Annotated in this window: 15 protein-coding genes; 7 read left to right on the top strand and 8 right to left on the bottom strand. The window is 56.2% G+C overall.

Annotated elements, in window-relative coordinates; all coding sequences use genetic code 11:
- Positions 1-38 precede the first annotated feature (38 nt).
- The 3 genes from rlmC (at position 39) to INF58_RS18115 (ending at position 3,399) form a co-directional block, all read left to right on the top strand.
- Positions 39-1,166: a 23S rRNA (uracil(747)-C(5))-methyltransferase RlmC gene (gene rlmC, locus INF58_RS18125; RefSeq protein ID WP_193528245.1), complete on the top strand. Its 1,128-nt coding sequence runs from the start codon at positions 39-41 to the stop codon at positions 1,164-1,166.
- Positions 1,167-1,238: 72 nt separating this feature from the next.
- On the top strand, positions 1,239-1,946 hold the full coding sequence (locus INF58_RS18120) for a response regulator transcription factor (protein ID WP_063866230.1): 708 nt from the start codon (positions 1,239-1,241) through the stop codon (positions 1,944-1,946).
- Positions 1,930-3,399: an ATP-binding protein gene (locus tag INF58_RS18115; protein ID WP_193528244.1), complete on the top strand. Its 1,470-nt coding sequence runs from the start codon at positions 1,930-1,932 to the stop codon at positions 3,397-3,399. The genes INF58_RS18120 and INF58_RS18115 overlap by 17 nt, the downstream gene beginning before the upstream one ends.
- Positions 3,400-3,474: 75 nt before the next feature.
- On the opposite strand, the gene artJ is transcribed toward INF58_RS18115, so the two are convergent.
- The 6 genes from artJ to INF58_RS18085 form a co-directional block, all read right to left on the bottom strand.
- Positions 3,475-4,206 (bottom strand): arginine ABC transporter substrate-binding protein ArtJ, encoded by a 732-nt coding sequence (gene artJ, locus INF58_RS18110; protein ID WP_193528243.1) that lies wholly within the window; start codon positions 4,204-4,206, stop codon positions 3,475-3,477.
- A 167-nt stretch (positions 4,207-4,373) separates the two neighbouring features.
- Entirely contained in the window at positions 4,374-5,042 is a 669-nt protein-coding gene (artM, locus tag INF58_RS18105; RefSeq protein WP_193528242.1) for an arginine ABC transporter permease ArtM, read from the bottom strand.
- Positions 5,042-5,758 carry an arginine ABC transporter permease ArtQ gene (gene artQ, locus INF58_RS18100; protein ID WP_063449222.1) on the bottom strand — a complete coding sequence of 239 codons (717 nt, stop codon included), beginning with the start codon at positions 5,756-5,758 and terminating at the stop codon, positions 5,042-5,044. Before artQ ends, artM begins: the two co-directional genes overlap by 1 nt.
- 6 nt (positions 5,759-5,764) lie before the next feature.
- Positions 5,765-6,496, bottom strand: a complete 732-nt coding sequence (artI, locus tag INF58_RS18095) for an arginine ABC transporter substrate-binding protein ArtI (protein WP_063449221.1) — start codon at positions 6,494-6,496, stop codon at positions 5,765-5,767.
- Between the two features lie 18 nt (positions 6,497-6,514).
- Positions 6,515-7,243, bottom strand: coding sequence for an arginine ABC transporter ATP-binding protein ArtP (artP, locus tag INF58_RS18090; protein ID WP_063449220.1), 729 nt, complete (start codon positions 7,241-7,243; stop codon positions 6,515-6,517).
- Between the two features lie 226 nt (positions 7,244-7,469).
- Positions 7,470-7,988, bottom strand: coding sequence for a lipoprotein (locus tag INF58_RS18085; protein WP_063449219.1), 519 nt, complete (start codon positions 7,986-7,988; stop codon positions 7,470-7,472).
- 97 nt (positions 7,989-8,085) lie between these two features.
- Between INF58_RS18085 and INF58_RS18080 the strand changes: the two genes are divergently transcribed.
- The 3 genes from INF58_RS18080 to INF58_RS18070 all read left to right on the top strand — a co-directional run bounded on the left by INF58_RS18080 (position 8,086) and on the right by INF58_RS18070 (position 10,123).
- Positions 8,086-8,406: a heavy metal-binding domain-containing protein gene (locus INF58_RS18080; RefSeq protein ID WP_063449218.1), complete on the top strand. Its 321-nt coding sequence runs from the start codon at positions 8,086-8,088 to the stop codon at positions 8,404-8,406.
- Positions 8,406-9,236, top strand: a complete 831-nt coding sequence (locus INF58_RS18075) for an N-acetylmuramoyl-L-alanine amidase (protein WP_063866235.1) — start codon at positions 8,406-8,408, stop codon at positions 9,234-9,236. The genes INF58_RS18080 and INF58_RS18075 overlap by 1 nt, the downstream gene beginning before the upstream one ends.
- 263 nt (positions 9,237-9,499) lie before the next feature.
- A complete protein-coding gene (locus INF58_RS18070) occupies positions 9,500-10,123 on the top strand; it encodes a helix-turn-helix domain-containing protein (RefSeq protein ID WP_063866236.1) in 624 nt (207 codons plus the stop codon).
- Here the strand turns inward: INF58_RS18070 and INF58_RS18065 are convergent.
- Both INF58_RS18065 and INF58_RS18060 read right to left on the bottom strand, forming a co-directional pair.
- Positions 10,120-10,758: a hypothetical protein gene (locus tag INF58_RS18065; protein WP_193528241.1), complete on the bottom strand. Its 639-nt coding sequence runs from the start codon at positions 10,756-10,758 to the stop codon at positions 10,120-10,122. The genes INF58_RS18070 and INF58_RS18065 overlap by 4 nt on opposite strands.
- Positions 10,758-12,320: a peptidoglycan-binding domain-containing protein gene (locus INF58_RS18060; protein WP_193528240.1), complete on the bottom strand. Its 1,563-nt coding sequence runs from the start codon at positions 12,318-12,320 to the stop codon at positions 10,758-10,760. The genes INF58_RS18065 and INF58_RS18060 overlap by 1 nt, the downstream gene beginning before the upstream one ends.
- Positions 12,321-12,620: 300 nt before the next feature.
- On the opposite strand from INF58_RS18060, the gene gspC reads away from it, so the two are divergent.
- Positions 12,621-13,352, top strand: a complete 732-nt coding sequence (gene gspC, locus INF58_RS18055) for a type II secretion system protein GspC (protein ID WP_063866239.1) — start codon at positions 12,621-12,623, stop codon at positions 13,350-13,352.
- The last annotated feature ends 9 nt before the right edge of the window (positions 13,353-13,361 follow it).

Here is a 13,361-nt window from a genome sequence, read left to right as displayed (position 1 = left end):
TGTATAATCGCAGCCCTCGTTTTCCTTGAGGTTTTCATATGCAGTGCGCACTCTATGACGCCGGTCGCTGCCGCTCCTGTCAGTGGATAGAACAGCCGGTCTCTCAACAACTCACCGCCAAAATGGCCGATTTACAGCAGCTGCTTGCCGGCCACGCGGTAGGCGAGTGGTGCGCACCCGTCAGCGGGCCGGAGCAGGGCTTTCGTAATAAAGCCAAAATGGTGGTCAGCGGCAGCGTCGAAAAGCCGCTGCTGGGCATGCTCCACCGTGACGGCACGCCGGAAGACCTCACCGCCTGCCCGCTGTATCCCGCTTCGTTTGAACTGGTGTTTGCCGCACTGAAGCCGTTTATCGCCCGCGCGGGGTTAACGCCCTATAACGTTGCCCGCAGGCGCGGCGAGCTGAAATACCTCCTGCTGACCGAAAGCCAGATCGACGGCGGCATGATGCTGCGCTTCGTGCTGCGCTCAGAGAGCAAGCTGGAGCAGCTGCGCGCAGCGCTGCCAGCATTGCAGGCCCAGCTTCCGCCGTTGCGGGTGATCACGGCCAACATTCAGCCGGTGCATATGGCGATCATGGAAGGGGAGAAAGAGATTTTCTTCACCGAACAGCATGCGCTGGCGGAGAACTTCAACGGCGTGCCGCTGTGGATCCGTCCGCAAAGTTTCTTCCAGACTAACCCCACCGTCGCCAGCGCGCTGTACGCCACCGCGCGCGACTGGGTGCGCGCGTTACAGGTTCATCACATGTGGGATCTGTTCTGCGGCGTCGGCGGCTTTGGCCTGCACTGCGCCACGCCGGACATGCAGCTCACCGGCATTGAAATCTCCGCCGAAGCGATTGCCTGCGCAAAGCAGTCCGCCGCTGAACTGGGGTTAACCAATCTGCACTTCCAGGCGCTGGACTCCACGCAGTTCGCGACCGGGCAGGGCAACGTGCCGGAGCTGGTGCTGGTGAATCCGCCGCGCCGGGGCATCGGCCAGGCACTTTGCGACTACCTGAGCCAGATGGCGCCTAAGTACATCGTTTATTCCAGCTGTAACGCACAGACCATGGCGAAAGATATCGCTAATCTGCCGGGTTACCGCATTGAGCGCGTTCAGCTCTTTGATATGTTCCCGCACACCGCGCATTACGAAGTGCTGACGTTGCTCGTGAAATCTTAAACAAAATGTGAACTCTTCATCCCTGCGAAATCAGGTAAGCTTACGTCATAAAAATTGAATAAAGGCTTACCGATGAAGCAGATCCTGCTGGTGGAAGATGACCACGATATTGCGGCGCTCCTGCGCCTCAACTTAGAAGATGAAGGCTACACCATTACCCACGAGCCGGACGGGGGAAAGGCGTTACCGCTTCTGGAAAAACAGCCGTGGGACGCGGTGATCCTCGATCTGATGCTGCCGAACGTCGACGGCCTGGAAATTTGCCGCCGTATCCGCCAGATGACCCGCTACCTGCCCATTATCATCATTAGCGCCCGCAGCAGTGAAACCGATCGTATTACCGGCCTGGAAACCGGGGCGGATGATTATCTGGCAAAACCGTTCTCGGTGCAGGAGCTGATTGCCCGCATTAAGGCGCTGTTCCGCCGTCAGCAGGCGATGGGGCAGGCGCAGACGGACGGCATTATTCAGGCGCACGGCCTGACTATCGATCCGCTGGCGCGCAGCGTGCGTCTCAACGGCCAACACGTCGATCTCACCCCGCGCGAATTTGAGCTGCTCTATTTCTTTGCCCGTCATCCCGGCGAGGTCTTCTCGCGGCTGGCGCTGCTGGAGCAGGTGTGGGGCTATCAGCACGAAGGCTACGAGCACACCGTCAATACCCACATCAACCGCCTGCGCATCAAAATTGAGAAAGATGCCGCCGAGCCGGAAATCATTCGCACCGTCTGGGGTAAAGGCTATAAGTTTGCGGAGCGTAACCATGATGCGTCGCTTTAGCCTGAGCCAGCGCCTGACGCTGCTGTTTACGGCGTTATTGCTGCTCTGCGCTACCGTTGCCTGTGCGGTGCAGCTCTACAGCAGCATGCAGTACGGCAACGCCATGGTGCAGCGGCTCTCCGGCGGGCTGGCGCAGCAGATCGTCCAGCGGGAACCGATTCTAAACGCGCAGGGCAGGGTGGATCGCAGTGCCTTAAAGCCCCTGTTCGACCGGCTGATGACCTTTAATCCGAGCGTCGAGCTGTATGTTGTCTCCCCGGATGGCGAAATCCTGGCCGATGCCGCCCCGCCGGGCCACATCCAGCGGCAAAAAATTGACCTCGCGCCGATTCAAAATTTCCTGAGCGGGACGGTGATGCCGGTGCTGGGCGACGACCCCCGCAGTCAGAATAAAAAGATCTTCAGCGCCACGCCGCTGCGTCAGGACGGCGAGCTGAAAGGCTATCTGTACATTATTTTGCAGGGGGAGGAGTTCAACGCGCTGGCGGAGACGGCCTGGCACAAAGCGCTCTGGAGTACGGCGCTGTGGTCCATGCTGCTGGTGGCGCTGTTTGGCCTGCTGGCGGGGGTGCTCATCTGGTACTGGGTGACGCGTCCGGTCAAACAGCTCACGATGGACGTGGCCGGTCTGGAGCAGGACAGCATCAGCGCGATCAAGCAGCTGGCGGCCCAGTCGCTGGCGCCTGCCGGCCAGGATGAAGTGGCGATCCTGCGCAATACCTTTATTGAGCTGGCGCGCAAAATCACCTCTCAGTGGGATCGGCTGGCCGACAGCGACCGTCAGCGCCGGGAGTTTATCGCCAATATTTCACACGATTTGCGTACGCCGCTGACCTCGCTGCTGGGGTATCTGGAAACGCTGTCGCTGAAATCCGCGACGCTGACGCCGCAGGAGCACCAGCAGTACCTCGCCACCGCGCTGCGCCAGGGGCAAAAGGTGCGCCATCTGTCGCAGCAGCTGTTTGAGCTGGCGCGTCTTGAGCACGGCGGCATCAAGCCCCAGCGCGAGCGTTTTGCCATGGCCGAGCTGATTTCCGACGTGGCGCAGAAGTTTGAGCTGGCCGCCCGCACGCGGGAGTTAAATTTGCATATTGATGTGCCGGGTCCGCTGCCGCTGGTGAACGCCGACGTCTCCATGATTGAACGGGTGGTGACGAATCTGCTGGATAACGCGATACGCCATACGCCACCGGGTGGAGACATTCGTCTGGCGGTGTGGCAGGAGAACGACCGGTTGCAGGTTGAAGTGGAAGATAACGGCGCGGGCGTCGATGCGGCCTTGCGGGACGATCTGTTCCAGCGGCCTTCAGCGTTAAATCCTCAGGCGTCGCGGGACAACCGGGGCGGATTAGGGCTATTGATCGTGAAAAGAATGCTGGAGCTGCACGGCGGGGGGATCCGGTTGATGGAGTCCGTAAGCGGGGCGCGGTTCAGGTTCTTTGTGCCGCTGTGAGAAATTGCCGGGTGGCGCTGCGCTTACCCGGCCTACAGACCACCCCCGTAGGCCAGACCACCCGGCAAAAAGCGATTACTGCGGGAACCACTGCTCGCTGATTTTCTGATACATACCGTCAGCCTTGATCGCTTTCAGTGCGCCGTTCAGTTTTTCCAGCAGGGCTTTGTTATCCGGGCGTACCGCGATGCCGAGGCCTGTACCGAAGTATTGCGGATCGGTCACTTTCTCTGTCGCTGTCCCCAGCTGCGGGTTGGTTTTCAGCCATTCGTTCACCACGGCGGTGTCGCCGAATACGCCGTCAATACGGCCATTTTTCAGGTCGATAATCGCGTTCTGGTAGCTGTCATAGGCCACGGTTTTGACTTCAGGATGCTTGTCCTGGAGGTATTTCTGGTGCGTGGTGCCGTTTTCCATGCCGATGCGCTTGCCTTTCAGCTGGTCAAAGGAGGTGTACGCGCCTTTCTTCGCAATCACCACCGCAGAGTTCGCGTAGTACGGGTCGGTGAACGCGACCTGCTTGCTGCGCTCTGGCGTGATATCCATACCGGAGATCACCGCATCATATTTTTTGAACTTGAGGGACGGGATCAGGCTGTCAAACGCGTGGTTAGTAAAGGTGCAGTCGGCCTGCATCTGCTTGCACAGCGCTTTCGCCAGGTCGATGTCGAAACCGACGATCTGGTTGCTGGCATCCAGCGATTCAAACGGCGGATAGGTGGCAGAAACGCCGAAATTGATTTTATCTGCGGCTGACGCGCCAGCGGCGAAGGTTGCCAGTAATGCGGCCAGAACTAACTTTTTCATTGTGTTGCTCCCGTCTGTAGGTCTTATGAAAGTACAATGCCATTTAATGAATTTATATGCAATATAAATGATTAAATATTAGATGGTAGGCAAAAAAAAACGGATAACCAAAAGGTTATCCGTCACGTGTATTCACGTTTATGCATTTCCTGCCGGGCGGGCCCGGCCTACGATCTCCGCTCGAATGCCAGCGCCTTACGTTCGATCAGGCGCATCATCAGCGTCAGCAGGCCGTTGACCACCAGATACACCAGCCCGGCCGCACCGAACACCATCACGTCGTAGGTGCGTCCATACAGCAGTTGCCCGTGGCCCATCACTTCCATCAGGGTGATGGTGTAGGCCAGAGAGGTACTTTTGAACACCAGAACGACTTCGTTGGAATAGGAAGAGAGCGCGCGCTTAAAGGCGTACGGCAGCAGGATCGCTAGCGTGTCCTTCTTGCTCATGCCCAGCGCGCCGCAGGACTGCCACTGGTCTTCCGGGATCGCGCGGATTGCACCGTAAAACAGCTGCGTGGTATAGGCGGCGCTGTTCAGCGAGAGGGCAATCAGTGCGCATAGCCACGGCTCAGAGAGCAGGTGCCAGATCACCGGGTATTGCTGTAACGACGGGAACTGCCCCGGACCGTAGTAAATCAGGAAAATCTGCACCAGCAGCGGCGTACCGGTAAACAGCGTAATGTAACCGCGTACAATCCACACCAGCACCGGCGTTTTCAGCGTCAGGACGATGGTGAAGATCAGCGCCAGAATCAGCGCCACGATGATGGACGCGACGGTCAGCGTCAGGCTGGTGTGCAGCCCTTTCATCAGTTCGGGTAAATAGTCCAGCATCAGCCTGGTCTCCGTTCAAAACGCGTTGCACGCAGATCAATACGCTTAAGAACGTACTGGCTCAGCAACGTGATCGCCAGGTAGATCGCTGCCGCCACAATGTACCAGGTAAAAGGCTCCTGCGTACGGGTGGCGATGCTTTTGGTTTGCAGCATCAAATCGTTCACGCTGATCAGGCTCACCAGCGCGGTATCTTTCAACAGGACCAGCCACTGATTACCCAGCCCCGGCAGGGCATGACGCCACATCTGCGGCATGACCAGGCGGAAGAAGATCGCCGCTTTCGACAGGCCCAGCGCCTGGCCGGATTCCCACTGACCCTGCGGCACCGCCTTCAGCGCGCCGCGCAGCGTTTGTGACGCATAGGCCGAATAGAGCAGGGAGAGCGCAATCACGCCGCACAGGAATGGGCTGACGTCGAAGTTCTCGATCTGCATCTGCACCGGGATCTGCGCAACGCCGAGGTTAAGGGTAAAGCCGTCCGACAGCGTGAGCAGCAGCTGTGAGGAACCGAAATAGATAAACAGGACCACCAGAATTTCCGGTAGCCCGCGCAGCACGGTTACCAGCGCTGAACCGAGCCATGCGACAGGGCGCCACTTAACGGACTCCCACACCGCAAAGAACATCGCCAGTACCAGGCCGATAATCAGTGCACAAACGGCAAGGCCGACGGTCATCCCGGCGGCGCTTGCTAAAGGAAAAATTTCATTCATCAGGAATTACTTCTGGAACCATTTTTTGTAGATGGTTTCGTAGGTGCCGTCTTTCTTCACTTTTTCCAGCGCAGCATTGAATTTCTGCTGCAACTCGGTGTTGCCCTGACGTACGGCAATACCCAGACCTGTACCGAAGTAGTCTTTATCGGTCACCTTGTCACCCACGGCGGCCAGCTTGTCGTTCGCTTTCAGCCATTCAGTCACGACAGCCGTGTCCCCGAAGACCGCATCGATACGACCGTTTTGCAGGTCCAGCTTCGCATTCTGGTAGCTGTCATACGGCACAGTGGTGATTTCCGGATGCTTATCCATAATGAATTTCTGGTGCGTGGTGCCGTTTTGAACGCCCACCTTCTTGCCTTTCAGCAGATCGACAGAGGCGTATTTGCCTTTCTGACCGATGAACAGGGCTGAGTTGTCATAGTAAGGCGCAGTGAACAGAACCTGCTTTTCACGCTCCGGGGTGATGTCCATGCCGGCCATCACCGCGTCGATGCGGCGGAACTTCAGGCTCGGGATCAGGCTGTCGAACGACTGGTTGCTGAAGGTGCAGGTCGCGTCGATCTCTTTACACAGGGCGTTAGCCAGGTCAACGTCGAAGCCAACAATTTTATTGTTCGCATCAATGGATTCAAACGGAGGATAAGACGCTTCGGTGGCGAAACGGATGGTCTGGGCTGCGGTAGCGGAAAGGCTGACGCTAGCGAGCAGCGCGGCAATCAATACTTTTTTCATTATAATTTCCCTAACACGTCAGTGAGATAAGTAATTTTTGAAGGCATCGGTTTGCGGGTTGGTGAAGCAGCTCGCGTCACCTTGCTCAACGATATACCCGTTTTCCATGTAGACCACGCGGCTGGCGGTTTTGCGCGCCACTTCCACCTCGTGGGTCACGATGACCTGGGTAATGTTGGTTTCCGCCAGCTCGCGAATAATACTCACGATCTGAGCAGTAATTTCCGGATCCAGCGCCGCGGTCGGCTCGTCAAACAGCAGCACCGCCGGCTCCATCATCAGCGCACGGGCAATCGCTACGCGCTGCTGCTGACCACCGGAGAGGTGAAGCGGATAGCGGTCGCTGTAGGGCTTCAGGCGCAGACGTTCCAGCAGCTTGTCGGCACGCGCCATCGCCCGATCTTTGCTTAAGCCGAGCACGCGGCACGGGGCTTCAATCAGGTTTTGTACCACGGTCAGGTGCGGCCAGAGATTGTATTGCTGAAAAACCATGCCCACGTTTTGACGCAGTTCACGAATCGCTTTATCAGAAGGGGTTTTCGCAAAATCAAAATGGTTACCGGCAATGGCCAGCGTGCCCGAGCGGGGCATTTCAAGCAGATTCAGAACGCGCAGAAGGGAGCTTTTTCCCGCGCCGCTTGGGCCGAGCAAAACCAGCGTTTCGCCCTCCGGGCAGCTCAGCGTAATGTCGAACAGCGCCTGGTGTGCGCCGTAGAAGCAGTTAATGCCGTTTAGTTTAATACTCATCGGGGCAGTCTTTACTCATCCAGGCAATCTATAGCAATTGAGGCCGCAGATAGTACCGTTGACAGAATAGTTATGCAATATTTCTGCGTTAAAAGTTAAATATAACCCGTGTTTCTTCTTAAACATAGCACAAAATAGCGAAGGGGGAGGGGGGCGAGAATAAATGTCGGCATTCCGCCTGAAATGCCGGACATTTTACGGGGTTAACGTTTATTTCACCGCTGCGTTAGCGGTTTTCAACGGACTGGCGCAGGGTGCCAGCCGGGGCATGAACGCTGCCGCCAATGTAGCGAACATCATCGATGGCCCAGCACTGCCCTTCACGGATCATCAGCACTTCATCCTGCCAGGTCTGGGTGCCCTGCGTCAGCTTCACGCGCAGCGGAATATTGCGCGCGTCGGTGTTTGGAATGGTTGACGCGCTGGCAACCTCGGCGCTGTCGGGCAGCGTCGCGCGGCTGGAGAACGGATCGGCAGACAGCAGCGCGTTATGCTGCGGATCGCGCGAGGCGTCGTTAAGCAGTTTCGCCAGGTTATCGCTCAGGTACGGGCGCAGGGCGGTGAGATCATTACCGCGATGCTGAATGCGATAATCATAGAACTGTTGCGCCACGGCGTCCGGGCCGCCCTCGATGCAGGGGCCGCTGCGGGAACCGATATCCTTAAAGGCTGGCGTGACCGGCGTAGTGCAGGCGCTGAGCACCAGCGCGCAGGGCACTAAAAGCGTTAAAGCAGAGTAGCGCATGTTGATTTCCTTATTTATTAACTATCCTTTCAATCATAGCGTAACGAACCGATAATGCAGTTGCTAACGCATTGAACGCTAAAGAAGGAGAGAAAGTATGCAGTTTTCAACGACCCCAACCCTGGAAGGGCAACCGATCACCGAGTACTGCGGCGTGGTCACCGGCGAGGCGATCCTTGGCGCTAACGTCTTCCGGGACTTTTTTGCCGGCATTCGCGACATCGTCGGCGGGCGCTCCGGCGCGTATGAAAAAGAGCTGCGTAAAGCGCGCGAGATTGCGTTTAAGGAGCTGGGCGAGCAGGCCAAGGCGCTGGGCGCGGATGCGGTGGTGGGCATTGATATCGACTACGAAACGGTTGGTAAAGATGCCAGCATGCTGATGGTGAGCGTAAGCGGCACGGCGGTGAAGATCCGTTGATGACGCGTTCGCTCTCAGCCGTCCTGCTGGCGCTGCTGCTGGCAGGATGCGCCGCGGAAAAAGGCATCGTTGATAAGGGTGCTTACGAGCTGGATACGCGCCATCAGGCGCAGGCGGCCTACCCGCGTATAAAGGTGCTGGTTATTCACTACACCGCAGACGATTTTGACACCTCGCTTGCAACCCTGACCGATAAAAACGTCAGCTCCCATTATCTCATCCCCGCCAGGCCCCCCGCGCCGGACGGTAAACCACGCATCTGGCAACTGGTGCCGGAGAGCGAGCTTGCCTGGCATGCGGGCATCAGCTTCTGGCGCGGCACCAACCGCATCAACGATACCTCCGTGGGGATTGAGCTGGAGAACCGTGGCTGGCAGAAAGTTGGGGGAGTAAAAACCTTCGTGCCCTTTGAACCGGCACAAATCGCGGCGCTGATCCCTCTCGCTAAAGACATCATTGCCCGCTACGACATCAAACCGCAGAACGTCGTGGCCCATGCCGATATTGCCCCGCAGCGTAAGGACGATCCCGGCCCGCTGTTCCCGTGGCGCGAGCTGGCGCAGCAGGGGATAGGCGCGTGGCCCGATCCGGCGCGCGTGGCGTTCTATATGAACGGGCGATCGCGTTATGAGCCGGTGGATACCGCGGCGCTGCTCGATCTGCTGGCCCGCTACGGCTACGAGGTGCCCGTGGACAGCACTCCCGCGCAGCAAAAACGCATCATCATGGCGTTCCAGATGCATTTCCGTCCGCAGCTGTGGAACGGCGTAGCCGACGTTGAATCCCTGGCTATCGCCGAAGCGCTGTTAGAGAAATACGGACAGGGGTAATTCTTCGGAATACCCCCGAATGGGTATATTCTCCTTACTTGTCATGAGATTAATCTTAAGTACATCGTCAATTAACTTTTAGTAAATTGACTTAAAATTATCCGGATTTAAGATAGACACATAGCTTGCTAACTAAATTGGCAAATAAATAAAAGCATTATTCTTTCTTTTTTTTCTTGAGAATATCATCAGGACTCATATTCAGGATCCGGCATCAGGCCGGGGCCATTATTAATCATTAAAATCTTAAATCGGGTATAACAATGTTAAGCATCTACGCAAAAAAATTACGACCGCAGGCCGAGATGGAAAAAATTATTGCTGCCACTTCCGGCGTTGAGGAAAAAACGCTAAAGAAATGGCAAAAACTTTCTACGGCTGATTCCGAATATATCCATATTATCGTCAGCGGAGAAGTAGAGTTTCGCCGCGAGTCTGACGAACTGTGCATGTTCACCGTAACGGGATACTGCATATTCGGCCTCTCCTCAATGTACTACCAGTCCGCCCATATGTACGGCCTCGTGCGGGCGAATACCGTAGTTCGCTCCATTAAGAAAGAGGATTTCGCCCGGCTGATGACCGAGAAAAACCTGTGGCCTGAACTGACGAAGGTGCTTTCCTGGTATATCTGCATGCTGAGCAAACGCGATGATGTTCTGGTTGCCCGCAGCGCGTATTCCGTTGTCCGCGAATTTTTATATGAAATAAACGATCTGATTGTCCAGCATCAACGCGATATCAACGTTTATGATTACATTCAGGAATACACTAACCTGGCGCGCAGCACCATTATTAAAATTCTCTCCGACCTTAAAAAAGGCCAGTATATCGTGGTGGAAAAAGGTCGACTGCTTAATCTCACCTCACTGCCTGAAAAATATTAATGCTGCTCCCGCCGGTCTCCTGATTCATCTGACGGAGGCCGGCTATTATCGCTCTGTTTTACGCTTGCCTGCGTATTATCCTGCGTTTCGTCTACCGGCGGCGCGGGTATTTTTCCCTGCGAATAATCCTGCTCCTGTTCTTTTAACGCCTGCTTAAGTAATTCTTCCAGCGACGCATCGTTGCTGCCTGCGCTGGCGGGCGCGATGTCGCGCTCGTGCGCCTCGGTTCCCGGCAGGGTATCCCGCGACGTGTCCTGCGGCACCGCGCCGTCGGGTGCCTGCTGCCAGTCGGCATCATCGCTGTTTATGGGCAGAGCCTGCATGGGCGGAACATCAACATGCACCGGCGCAGGTTTAGGCTGCGGATGCGGGAACGGTTTACTCACATACACGTAATGCATATCTGAAAGCTGCGTTTCCGGCTTCGCCACGCTGGCTTTGACCGGTTCGGGCGACGGGTGGCGGAGGTGCCAGTACACATGTGCATACAGGCCGGCAACCAGCATGGCGCAAAGCCCGAACGTCCATAACACCGTTTTGCCGAATACGTTTTTCAGGCTGGGGAGGCGGTACGAGAACCAGACCGCCTCTCCGGTTGTATAGCTGCGCTGGGCCGCAAGACAGATGGTCGACATTAGGCTTTTTTCTCCTGCGTTTTCGCGTCCGCGGTGGTGCGGGTGGCCTGAATCAGTACGCTCGGCGTGCTGTTGGTCACGCGCATTAATTGCATCAGCGTGTCTTCTCCCGGGATGCCGTCCACGTGCAGTTTCATTTGTTGCTGGAACTCGCGGGTGCGTTTCATCATCTCTGCGGTCCAGATCCGGGCGTGCGTTTCCGGCTTGCTGAGCGCGAGGCTTAACTGCTGATCGAGCCAGGCCATGTCTTTACCGTCGCTGGCGGCGCCGATCGCGTCCTGGCCTTCCGGCGTCAGGCGGTGCAGCTGAGTGAAGTTGCCGGTCGCATGCTGGTTAAACCAGCTGCGGCTCACCTGCCAGGTCCGGTTATTCATGAGCAGGTCAATCGACGTGTCGCCGACGCGGGCGACAACCGCATAGTTAAGGTGATCGCCGGTTTTGAGCTCGCTGACCCACGGATACCCCTCCCGCGCCAGCGCTTCCGGCGTCGCGTTCCCCTGCTTACACATCAGGTTCACTTTCGCGGCGTTATGGCACAGGGCCTCTTCTGCCGAGGCGTCATACCCCCACATCAGATAAAGCTGGTGCATCGCATCCGGCTGATTCACCATTTCGTTGTCGATAACCGGCACCACGGCTGCTTCAGGTTTTGGCGTCGGCTGTTTCCAGCTGACGGGGACCGGCAGCGGGATGGGAAGGTGCGCGTTGATCGACGAGGTCAGATACCAGCCGCAGGCCGCAAACAGCACCGACGCGAACAGCCCCACGGTCGCCAGGCGCTTACCGTGTTTTTTGGCGGGCAGGATCTCTCCCGCCGCCAGGCGTAAATGACGCGGGCTGACCTGCGCCGCGCGTTCCGTCCAGGCGGCGAGCATTGACAGGTGTGCCAGAGCATTCAGTTTGCTGATGTTGCCTTTGGTCAGCGCGTGCATTTTGCGCACGCGGGCCGGCGTTAACGGCGAATTTTCACAGCCGTGTTCTTCGCACTGCGCCTGCACGTAGCTCAGGTATTCGCGGCAGGTCAGGGGACGCAGAACGTGATGGGTGTGCATATATTCGCGCAGTTCAGGTTGCTTAATCAGGCTTTCCCGATCCGCAGCGCCCATTAGCACCACGGACAGGCGGACGTTCAGCTCCTGGGCACGCGTGAGCAGCGTTCCCAGGACTTCCAGACAGCCCTCTTTCATGGCTTCGCAGTGGGCGATGGTCAGCACTCTGGATTTCGCTTTTCCCTCCTGCCACTGGCGCAGTACGGCATCCACCGCCTGCATACGGTTGCCGATCGCTTTCGTTCCCGGGTTGAGCTTGTACAGCAGGCTACTGGCACTCAATTTTGGAAACGCGCTGATGGCAAGCACGTTGCCGCTGCTGGTTTTCAGCGCATCGCTGAAGTGAGCCAGAAGCGGCGCGTCGTCGCTAAAGAGCCCGATAATGCCCGCCTGCTGGGTTTTCTCTTTCAGCAGGTTAAACACATCCTGATGATAAGGCACCAGAAAATCCCCGGATAAACGGGCGATCGTCCTGAATGGCGGGTTTTTAAAATTAAAGTGGCTCTGATACATAACGACTTACCGTCTCTGATTAGGAATAGCAACAGCACCAGAAAGTAAGTTAATGCTCTGAGGTGGTCAATTTGCAAACAGGGTAAAAATATCCTGCTGGCAGCGCCTAACATCTGGATTTTATACGGTCAATATTTTTCTTTATGAAAGTTAGCGGCAAAGTGAGTGGTCGCATTTGCAACAGCTTATTACTATTTTCATCCATATTGGCGCAGTATGACGCTGCTTATTTTTGCTTTGCTATAGGCCGGATAAAAAATGAGGTTCTCATTTCTGTCACGGTGGATAACGCCTTGTATTATGTTTGTGCTGCTGATTTTTTGCGGCCAGCAAGGGTATCTCACCTTTAAAGATTATAAAAAAGTTACGAATAAGTTGGCTAATTCTGACGAGCAGCCGCTGAAAATCTTGCGTGAGGAAAAAACCTTTACGCTATTCACCGCGGCCGTGCGTCAGGATAACGTGCCCGCGGCGGTAAAAGCCCCGCTGGCGGCGGAAATCGAGGGCATCGTGAGCAGCGATGACGCCTGGCTCTCCTTCGCCGTCATCAAAACGCCGGGCGGCCAGAAAAGCTACCGCGAGGGTGAACCGCTCACCGGCTTTAACGACGCATTTATTCAGGAAATTAATAAAGACAATGTGGTTGTTAATTATGAAGGTGCTACGCAGGTACTGGCATTAAATAAGCCGGACTATTTTAAGGGCGGCACAGAAAGCGGCCCGGTGACCAAATCGACAAAAGATCCCGGTGCAGACAGTTTGCATCTGGATGATTATCTGGTGTTAAAGCCGTTAATAGAAAAGGGCCAGCTGGAAGGCTACAGGATCAACCCACGGAATGCCTCCTCGTTCTACAGCCAGTCTGGTCTGGAAAAAGGGGATGTGGCGGTGAAAGTCAATTCTGTCGATATGACTGATGAAGCAAAAGCGAAAAGCATTATTGCTAACTGGTCGAAAATGAAAGAGGCGGAGGTCGTGGTTCGGCGTCACGCTCACCTTGAAAATATTCGGGTCAATGTTCTAAACAATTAACAAGTGTAC

The sequence above is a fragment of the Enterobacter cloacae complex sp. P24RS genome, from assembly GCF_014982165.1.
In the GTDB taxonomy this organism is placed as follows: domain Bacteria; phylum Pseudomonadota; class Gammaproteobacteria; order Enterobacterales; family Enterobacteriaceae; genus Enterobacter; species Enterobacter quasihormaechei.
This window is presented reverse-complemented; position numbering and strand designations above follow the sequence as displayed.

Bases quoted from the DNA above. Each gene is read 5' to 3' on its own strand.
- rlmC (WP_193528245.1), top strand. From the start codon at position 39: ATGCAGTGCGCACTCTATGACGCCGGTCGCTGCCGCTCCTGTCAGTGG.
- INF58_RS18120 (WP_063866230.1), top strand. From the start codon at position 1,239: ATGAAGCAGATCCTGCTGGTGGAAGATGACCACGATATTGCGGCGCTC.
- INF58_RS18115 (WP_193528244.1), top strand. From the start codon at position 1,930: ATGATGCGTCGCTTTAGCCTGAGCCAGCGCCTGACGCTGCTGTTTACG.
- artJ (WP_193528243.1), bottom strand. From the start codon at position 4,206: ATGAAAAAGTTAGTTCTGGCCGCATTACTGGCAACCTTCGCCGCTGGC.
- artM (WP_193528242.1), bottom strand. From the start codon at position 5,042: ATGCTGGACTATTTACCCGAACTGATGAAAGGGCTGCACACCAGCCTG.
- artQ (WP_063449222.1), bottom strand. From the start codon at position 5,758: ATGAATGAAATTTTTCCTTTAGCAAGCGCCGCCGGGATGACCGTCGGC.
- artI (WP_063449221.1), bottom strand. From the start codon at position 6,496: ATGAAAAAAGTATTGATTGCCGCGCTGCTCGCTAGCGTCAGCCTTTCC.
- artP (WP_063449220.1), bottom strand. From the start codon at position 7,243: ATGAGTATTAAACTAAACGGCATTAACTGCTTCTACGGCGCACACCAG.
- INF58_RS18085 (WP_063449219.1), bottom strand. From the start codon at position 7,988: ATGCGCTACTCTGCTTTAACGCTTTTAGTGCCCTGCGCGCTGGTGCTC.
- INF58_RS18080 (WP_063449218.1), top strand. From the start codon at position 8,086: ATGCAGTTTTCAACGACCCCAACCCTGGAAGGGCAACCGATCACCGAG.
- INF58_RS18075 (WP_063866235.1), top strand. From the start codon at position 8,406: ATGACGCGTTCGCTCTCAGCCGTCCTGCTGGCGCTGCTGCTGGCAGGA.
- INF58_RS18070 (WP_063866236.1), top strand. From the start codon at position 9,500: ATGTTAAGCATCTACGCAAAAAAATTACGACCGCAGGCCGAGATGGAA.
- INF58_RS18065 (WP_193528241.1), bottom strand. From the start codon at position 10,758: ATGTCGACCATCTGTCTTGCGGCCCAGCGCAGCTATACAACCGGAGAG.
- INF58_RS18060 (WP_193528240.1), bottom strand. From the start codon at position 12,320: ATGTATCAGAGCCACTTTAATTTTAAAAACCCGCCATTCAGGACGATC.
- gspC (WP_063866239.1), top strand. From the start codon at position 12,621: ATGTTTGTGCTGCTGATTTTTTGCGGCCAGCAAGGGTATCTCACCTTT.